A 7,732-nucleotide genomic window follows, 5' to 3' on the forward strand; every position below is an offset into this window, starting at 1 on the left:
CTTTTTGGTCTCCGACGGCTGGGGGAAGGGGAAGGAAAACCCTTTGAAAAGGGCTTTTCTTCCCCTTCCCCCGGACCCCCATCCCCTCCTTTTCCTAAACTTTTTGGGTGCGCTTCGCGCAAGGGGGTGGGGGTGTCCTTGTTTACTCGGTTAGAGGCCGAGGTGTTTCTTTACGTCGTTGAGCAGGCCGGATGCGCCGAAGCGCAGGGTCTGCGGGGTGGCCCAGCCCTCGCCCATGATGTTGTCCGCGAGAAAGAGGTAGCCCGCCGCGTCGGCCACGGTCTTGAGGCCGCCGGACGGCTTGAAGCCCAGCGTGCGCTTGACCTTGGGGGTCATCTCGCGGATCGCGTCGAGCATGACGGCGGCGACCTCCAGGGTGGCCCCGCCCGGCACCTTGCCCGTGGACGTCTTGATGAAGTCCGCGCCCGCCTCGATGGCGTCCCGGCTGGCCTCGGCGATGATCTTCAGCGACTGCAACTGGCTCGTCTCCAGGATGACCTTGAGCAGGACCGTCTCGCCGCAGACCTCGCGCACCTGGTGGAGCAGGGCGATGGCCTGGTCGCGGTGGCCCGCCTTGTACCGCTTGTACGGCAGGACCACGTCCACCTCCTGGGCCCCGGCCGCCACCTGCGCCCTGGCCTCGGCCACGGCCTGGGCCGCGTCGGGCAGCCCGTGCGGGAAATTGCAGACCGTGGCCACGCGCACCCCGGTTCCCTTGAGTTCGTCCAGGGCCAGGGGCACGAACCGGTCATACACGCAGACCGCCGCCACATGCCCCCTGGGCGTGACCGCCCGCGCGCACAGGTCGCGGATCGTCTCGTCGGTGTCGTCCTCGCCCAGCGAGGTCAAGTCCATGGAGGTCAGGGTGCGCAGGGCGTAGACTTCATCGGCCCGGACCCGGGCGGCTTCGGCCGTCAATGTATTCAAATCTTTCATAATCACCGTTGGTTGAGGTTTTCCGGTCCGAAGGACTCGGGCAGCAGTTCGTCCAGGGTCATGGTCAGCAGGACGTCGCGCTCGTTGCAGGCGTGGACCCGGGTGTCCGGCCCGGCGAATTCGCGGATGCGCTGGCGGCAGCCGCCGCACGGGGTGCACGGCGCATCACCCGGGCCGACCACCACCAGTTCGCGGATGGCCTTGCCTCCGCCGAGGACCATGGCGGAGATGGCCGACTGTTCGGCGCAGCTCCCCAGCGGGTAGGCCGCGTTCTCCACGTTGCAGCCGGTGTACACCTCGCCCGCGTTCGTGACCAGGGCCGCGCCCACCGGGTGCTTGGAGTAGGGGGCGTGGGCCCGGTCGCGGGCCGCCGCCGCCAGGCGGATGAGTTCAGGGATATCGGGTAAATCGGGCATCTAGCGCTCCTTGACGTAGGGTATGCCGTCCGCCTTGGGGGCCACGACCTTGCCCACGAACCCGGCCAGCAGGATCACGGTCATGACGTAGGGCAGCATGATGATGAACTGGACGGGAATCTCGCCCACCAGGGGCAGGGACACGCCCTGCAGCCGCGCCTGGAGCGCGTCGGTGAAGGCGAAGAGCAGGCAGGCGGTCACGGTCAGGCCGGGCCGCCACTTGCCGAAGATCATGGCCGCCAGGGCCAGGTACCCCTTGCCCGCGGTCATGTCGCGGATGAAGCTCGCGCCCAGCGCGGTGGAAAGGGACGCCCCGGCCACGCCGCACAGCGCGCCCGCGATGAGCACCGCCCGGTAGCGCAGCCAGGCCACCGAGATGCCCGCCGTGTCCACGGCCTCGGGGTTCTCGCCCACGGCCCGCAGCCTGAGCCCGAACCGGGTCTTGTAGAGCATGAAGGAGACGCACGGGATCAGGGCGAAGGTCGCGTAGGTCAGCAGGGTGTGGCCGCTGATCAGCTCGGCATAGATCGGGCCCAGCACCGGCACCCCGCGCAGCGCCTCGGCGCCGGGCAGGGTCAGGGCCATGAACCGCGCGGTCTGGGGCAGGGGCGGGGTGTCGCCGTTGATGTGGAAGATGGCGTGCCCCAGCGTCGGGGCCAGACCGGCGACCACGATGTTGATGGCCATGCCCGAGACCACCTGGTTGCCCCGGTGGGTGATGCAGGCGAAGCCGTGCAGCAGGGCGAGCAAAAGGCAGGCGAGGATGGCGCAGACCAGCCCGAGCCAGACCGAGCCGGTCAGATAGCTGACCGTGGCGGCCGTGAACGCCCCGCCGAGCATCTTGCCCTCCAGGCCGATGTCGATGACCGCGGCTCGCTCCGAGCACAGCCCGGCCAGGGCGGCCAGGATCAGCGGCGTGCTGATGCGCAGGGTGGCGTCGGCCGTGAGCAGCAGCTGCATCCACAGATCGTTCATACCGTTGCCTCCCCGCGCAGGAAGAGGCGCTCCAGTTGCGGCCGGTACAAATGCTCCAGCGCGCCGGTGAACAGGATGACGAACCCCTGGATGGTCCAGATCATGTCCCGGGTGATGGCCGGCATCTCGAAGGCCAGCTCGGCCCCGCCCTGGAACAGCGCGCCCATGAGCAGCGAGGCCAGCACGATGCCCGCCGGGTGGTTGCGGCCCATGAGCGCGATGGCGATGCCCACGAACCCGCATCCGTTGGTGAAGTTGATGACCACCCGGTGCTGCTCGCCCATGAGCTCGTTCACGCCCATGAGCCCGGCCAGGGCCCCGGACAGGAGCATGGAGAGCATGATCGCCCTGGCCGGGGAGATGCCGCTGTACACGGCCGCGTCCGGGTTGCGGCCCACGGCCCGGATCTCGTATCCCCAGCGGGTGTGCCAGATGAACAGCCACACGCCCACGCAGCAGAGCAGGGCGATGATCAGGGCCAGGTTGGCGGGCGAGTGGGCCATCTTGATGCCGAGCGCCCCGGCCAGCTCGTGCAGCTTGGGCATCCACGCGGACTCCGGGAACGGCGAGGTTTCGGGCAGCTGGGAGCCGGGCCGTTTGAGCCAGTCCACCAGCAGGAAGGTCATGACCGACGAGCCGATGAAGTTGAACATGATGGTGGTGATGACGATGTGCGAGCCGCGCCTGGCCTGGAGATAGGCCGGGATGGCCGCCCAGGCCGCGCCGAACAGGGCCCCGCCGAGCACGGTCAGGGGCAGGACGGCCCAGAACGGCAGGTCGCCCAGATACAGGCAGACCAACCCGATGCCCAGGCCGCCGAGATACGCCTGGCCCTCGCCGCCGATGTTGAACAGGTAGCAGTGGAAGGCCACGGCCACGGCCAGGCCGGTGAAGATGAAATTGGTGGCGTAGTACAGGGTGTAGCCGATGGCCTCGCCGTAGCCGAAGGCCCCGTAGACCAGATAGCCGAACGCCTTGACCGGGTCCTGGCCCATGGCCAGGATGACCAGGCCCGAGACCACGAAGGCGGTCAGCAGGTTGAGCGCCGGAATCAGGCCCGCGTTGACCCAGCCGGGGAGCTTGCTCTGCGCCATCTACGCCGCCTCCCCGCCGTTTTTGTCCCGGCTCCCGGTGCAGCCCGCCATGAGCAGGCCCAGGCTGCATTCGTCCGCGTCCCTTGCCGCCATCTCGCCCACGATGCGCCCGTCGAACATGACCACGATGCGGTCGGCCAGGGATAATATCTCGTCCAGTTCCACCGAGACCAGGAGCACGCCCTTGCCGTGGTCGCGCAGCTCGATGAGCTGCTTGTGGATGAACTCGATGGCCCCGATGTCCACCCCGCGCGTGGGCTGGCCCACCAGGAGCAGGTCCGGGTCGCGCTCCATCTCCCTGGCCAGGACGATCTTCTGCTGGTTGCCCCCGGAAAAGCCCGTGGCCGGGAGGTCCGGGTCGGGCGGGCGCACGTCGAACCGGTCCATGTAGTCGCGGCACAGCCGCCGGACCTTGCCCCGGTCCATGAGCACCCTTCCGTTCACGTCGCGTCCGGTGTGGTAGCCGAGGATCATGTTCTCGGCGGCGGTGAAGTCCATGACCATGGCCGTGCGGTGGCGGTCTTCGGCCACGTGGCCCACGCCCAGCCGGTGCATGCCCAGCGGGTCCGTGCGCTTGCCGTTCCCGGCGATGACCTCGCCCTTGAACAGGATGGTCCCGGAAGTCGGCGCGGCCACCCCGGACAAGACTTCCAGCAGCTCGGACTGGCCGTTGCCCGAGACCCCGGCCACGCCGAGGATCTCGCCCCGGCGCAGGGTCAGGGAGACGTCCCTCAATCGGGGCACGCCCGCCGCGTCGGAAAAATTCACCTTGTCCAGCTCCAGGATGGGCTCGCCGGGCGCGGCCTCGGTCTTTTCCACCCGGAGCAGGACCTTGCGCCCGACCATGAGCTCGGCCAGCTCCTCCTTGCTCGTCTCGGCGGTCGTGCGGTGGGCCACCATGGTCCCGCGCCGCATGATGGACACCGTGTCGGTCGCGGCCATGATCTCGCGCAGCTTGTGGGTGATCAGGATGACCGTGCGCCCCTGTCCGCGCAGGGTGTCGAGCATGGCGAACAGCCGGTCCGCCTCCTGGGGCGTGAGCACGCCGGTCGGCTCGTCCAGGATCAACGTCTCGGCCCCCCGGTAGAGGGCCTTGAGGATTTCCACGCGCTGCTGCAACCCCACGGGCAGGTCGCCGACCACCGCGTCCGGGTCCACCTCCAGGCCGTACTCCCGGCCGAGCCGTTCAAGCTCCCGCCGGGCATGGCGCAGGGAGGTCTTGATCAGCCCGCCCTCCTCGGCCCCGAGGACCACGTTTTCGAGCACCGTGAACGGCTCGACCAGCATGAAATGCTGGTGGACCATGCCGATGCCCTGGCTGATGGCGTGGGCCGGGCTGGTGATCCTCACGTCCCGGCCGTTCACGCGGATGCGCCCGCTGTCCGCCTGGTAGAAGCCGTAGAGCATGCCCATGAGCGTGGACTTGCCCGCCCCGTTCTCGCCCACGATGCCGTGGATGGCGCCCCGGGCCACGGCCATGGACACGTCCCGGTTGGCCCGCACCGGCCCGAAGGACTTGTTCAGCCCGATGAGTTCGACCGCCGGGGGGGCCGCATGATCGCCGGTGGAGCCCATGCTACCTGTCCATGATGTCGAAGTAGTTGGTGACGACGATTTTGCCCGAAATGATGTCCGCCTTGGCCTTGTCCACGCGCGCCCGCATTGCCGGGGTGATCAACGCCTCGTTGTATTGATCCAGCGAGTAGTCCACCCCGCCCTCGGCCAGCCCGAGCAGCCGGACGCCCGGCTTCCAGGTGCCGGCCTCGGCGTCGCGCAGGGCCTCGAACACGGCCAGGTCCACGCGCTTGACCATGGAGGTCAGCACGCTGCCGGGGTGCAGATAGTTCTGGTTGGCGTCCGTGCCGATGGAGAATTTGTGCAGGTCGGCGGCCGCCTGGAGCACGCCCAGCCCGGAACTGCCCGCGGCCTGGTAGATCACGTCCGCGCCCCGGTCGAACTGGGAGCGGGACAGCTCGCCCGCCTTGATCGGATCGCCCCAGGCGGCCGGGGTGTCGCCGGTCATGTTCTCGAAGATGGTGATGTCCTTGTTCACGTACCGCGCCCCTTCCTTGTAGCCCAGGGCGAACTTGCGGATCAGCGGGATGTCCATGCCGCCGACAAAGCCGATCTTGCCGGTCTTCGTCTTCATGGCCGCGATCATGCCCACCAAAAACGACCCCTCGTGCTCCTTGAAGACCACGGACTCCACATTGGGCCGGTCCACGGCCATGTCCACGATGACGAACCGGGTGCCCGGAAACTGCGGGGCGATCTGCTCCAGGACCGAGGCGTAGGAGAACCCGACCACGATGATCGGGTCGTACCCGCGCGCCGCGAAGCGCTGCATGGCCTGGGCGTACTGCGACTCGTTGGTCGGCGTGAACTCCTGGTACGGGAGGCCGGACGCCGCCTTGAACTGCTCCGCGCCGCGATAGGCGGCCTCGTTGAACGACCTGTCGGACTTGCCCACCTGGTCGTAGAGCAGGGCGGGCTTGAAGGCGAAGGCGGGGCCGCAGCACAGGGCCAGGGCCAGGAGTATGAGCGCGGGTATGAGCGAGCGGGGCATGGATTCTCCACCTGGAGCGGAACCTGACGGGTCCGCCGGATTGTCGAAAAGGGGCCGGGACGCGGTCAATGACGATACCCCATACGCCGCGCCGAGCCAAGCGGCCGCCCGGCAACGGAACCGGCGGCAAAGCCGCGTCCGCCGCCGGGAAACCGTCCGCCATGACCGGCTAGCGGTCCATGATGTCGAAGTAGTTGGTGACCACGATCTTGCCGGAGATGATGTCCGCCTTGGCCTGGTCCACCCGGGTCTTCATCTCCGGGGTGATCAAGGCCTCGTTGTACTTGTCCAGGGCGTAGTCCACCCCGCCCTCGGCCAGCCCCAGGACCTTCAGGCCGGGCTCCCAGTCGCCGTTCTGCGCGTCCCGCATGGCCTCGAAAACGGCCAGGTCCACGCGTTTGACCATGGAGGTCAGCACGCTGCCGGGATGGATGTAATTCTGATTGGAGTCCACCCCGATGGAAAATTTCCTGGCGTCGGCCGCCGCCTGGAGCACGCCCATGCCGGACCCGCCCGCCGCGGTGAAGACCACGTCCGCGCCCCGGTCGAACTGGGAGCGGGCCAGCTCGCCCGCCTTGATCGGGTCGCCCCAGGCCGCAGGCGTGGTCCCGGTCATGTTCTCGAAGACCGTGATGTCCTTGTTCACGTACTGCGCCCCTTCCTTGTAGCCCAGGGCGAACTTGCGGATCAGCGGCACGTCCATGCCGCCCACAAAGCCGATCTTGCCGGTCTGCGTCTTCATGGCCGCCAGCATGCCCACCAGAAACGAGCCCTCATGCTCCTTGAAGACCACGGACTCCACGTTGGGCTGGGTCACGACCATGTCGATGATCACGAACTTGGTGTCCGGAAACTCCGGGGCGATCTTCTCCAGGGCCGAGGCGAACGAAAACCCGACCACCACGATCAGGTCGTTGCCCCTGGACGCGAACCGCCGCAGGGCCTGCTCGTACTGCGACTCGTTGGTCGGCTCGAAGTCCCGGTACTTGATGCCGGTCTCCTGCGAAAATTTCTCGGCGCCCATGTGCGCGGCCTGGTTGAACGACTTGTCGAACTTGCCGCCCAGATCGTAGATCACGGCCGGGTTGAGAGCCAGTGCGTTGCCGGCGAAGAACGCCAGAACCAAGGCAACCACGGCGGGTATCATCAGCTTGCGGAACATGCATCCCTCCAAAAATCGGTTTCGCGGAAACTCCCCCGTTCCCGCCATGACGGACTTGCGTCGGGCCGGTTCGCACCCTCCCCCGCGCCACACGGCGCGGCGGTACAATACGCTATACGCCATCACCGGCGGAACGCCAACCGGAACATGGTTCCGCCGGGTTCGCGTTGTGTGAGGCCTCCGGCGGCCGGGGCGCTGCCCCGGACCCCGCCAGGGAACCCTTTGAAAAGGGTTCCCTGGACCCTCCCAAACTTTTTGTGTGCCTTCGGCAGGGGCGCGTGGGGGCGGGAAGGGGTGGGCTGCGCGCGGAGGAGGGAGTAGCTTGGCCGTGTGGTGTCCCGAAGTGTTCGCGCCGGGCGTCCGTGGGTCTCGGAGGGCCGTCCGGCGCGAACACTTCGGGACGGTAGCCAACGCCGCAGGCGAGGTGGCTGAACTTGTTAAGCCGGTTTTGCGGCGTTCTGGATTGGGAGAGCAAGAGGTCGCTCTCGCAAGTCGCCACCATCCGCGAAGCGGCACAAAAAGTTTAGGAAGGAAGAGGGGATGGGGGGCCGGGGGCGAAAAAAACCCGCCCCGCGAAGACGCT

The 7,732-nt window shown here is 67.7% G+C and carries 7 protein-coding genes; all 7 read right to left on the bottom strand.

Going from position 1 to position 7,732, the window contains the following annotated elements; genetic code table 11:
* Positions 1 to 150 precede the first annotated feature (150 nt).
* The 7 genes from deoC to AB6M95_RS19090 all read right to left on the bottom strand — a co-directional run bounded on the left by deoC (position 151) and on the right by AB6M95_RS19090 (position 7,149).
* A complete protein-coding gene (gene deoC / locus AB6M95_RS19060) occupies positions 151 to 936 on the bottom strand; it encodes a deoxyribose-phosphate aldolase (protein ID WP_371388328.1) in 786 nt (261 codons plus the stop codon).
* 2 nt (positions 937 to 938) lie between these two features.
* Complete coding sequence (locus tag AB6M95_RS19065) at positions 939 to 1,352, bottom strand: cytidine deaminase (RefSeq protein WP_371388329.1); 414 nt, start codon at positions 1,350 to 1,352, stop codon at positions 939 to 941.
* Positions 1,353 to 2,327, bottom strand: a complete 975-nt coding sequence (locus AB6M95_RS19070) for an ABC transporter permease (protein WP_371388330.1) — start codon at positions 2,325 to 2,327, stop codon at positions 1,353 to 1,355.
* Positions 2,324 to 3,421, bottom strand: coding sequence for an ABC transporter permease (locus AB6M95_RS19075; protein ID WP_371388331.1), 1,098 nt, complete (start codon positions 3,419 to 3,421; stop codon positions 2,324 to 2,326). Before AB6M95_RS19075 ends, AB6M95_RS19070 begins: the two co-directional genes overlap by 4 nt.
* A complete protein-coding gene (locus AB6M95_RS19080) occupies positions 3,422 to 4,996 on the bottom strand; it encodes an ABC transporter ATP-binding protein (RefSeq protein WP_371388332.1) in 1,575 nt (524 codons plus the stop codon).
* Position 4,997: 1 nt separating this feature from the next.
* Positions 4,998 to 5,987 (bottom strand): BMP family lipoprotein, encoded by a 990-nt coding sequence (locus AB6M95_RS19085; protein ID WP_371388333.1) that lies wholly within the window; start codon positions 5,985 to 5,987, stop codon positions 4,998 to 5,000.
* 169 nt (positions 5,988 to 6,156) lie between these two features.
* Positions 6,157 to 7,149 (bottom strand): BMP family lipoprotein, encoded by a 993-nt coding sequence (locus AB6M95_RS19090; RefSeq protein WP_371388334.1) that lies wholly within the window; start codon positions 7,147 to 7,149, stop codon positions 6,157 to 6,159.
* Positions 7,150 to 7,732: the final 583 nt, after the last annotated feature.

Source organism: Pseudodesulfovibrio karagichevae (genome assembly GCF_041414475.1).
Lineage (GTDB): Bacteria > Desulfobacterota > Desulfovibrionia > Desulfovibrionales > Desulfovibrionaceae > Pseudodesulfovibrio > Pseudodesulfovibrio karagichevae.

Bases quoted from the DNA above. Each gene is read 5' to 3' on its own strand.
- deoC (WP_371388328.1), bottom strand. From the start codon at position 936: ATGAAAGATTTGAATACATTGACGGCCGAAGCCGCCCGGGTCCGGGCC.
- AB6M95_RS19065 (WP_371388329.1), bottom strand. From the start codon at position 1,352: ATGCCCGATTTACCCGATATCCCTGAACTCATCCGCCTGGCGGCGGCG.
- AB6M95_RS19070 (WP_371388330.1), bottom strand. From the start codon at position 2,327: ATGAACGATCTGTGGATGCAGCTGCTGCTCACGGCCGACGCCACCCTG.
- AB6M95_RS19075 (WP_371388331.1), bottom strand. From the start codon at position 3,421: ATGGCGCAGAGCAAGCTCCCCGGCTGGGTCAACGCGGGCCTGATTCCG.
- AB6M95_RS19080 (WP_371388332.1), bottom strand. From the start codon at position 4,996: ATGGGCTCCACCGGCGATCATGCGGCCCCCCCGGCGGTCGAACTCATC.
- AB6M95_RS19085 (WP_371388333.1), bottom strand. From the start codon at position 5,987: ATGCCCCGCTCGCTCATACCCGCGCTCATACTCCTGGCCCTGGCCCTG.
- AB6M95_RS19090 (WP_371388334.1), bottom strand. From the start codon at position 7,149: ATGTTCCGCAAGCTGATGATACCCGCCGTGGTTGCCTTGGTTCTGGCG.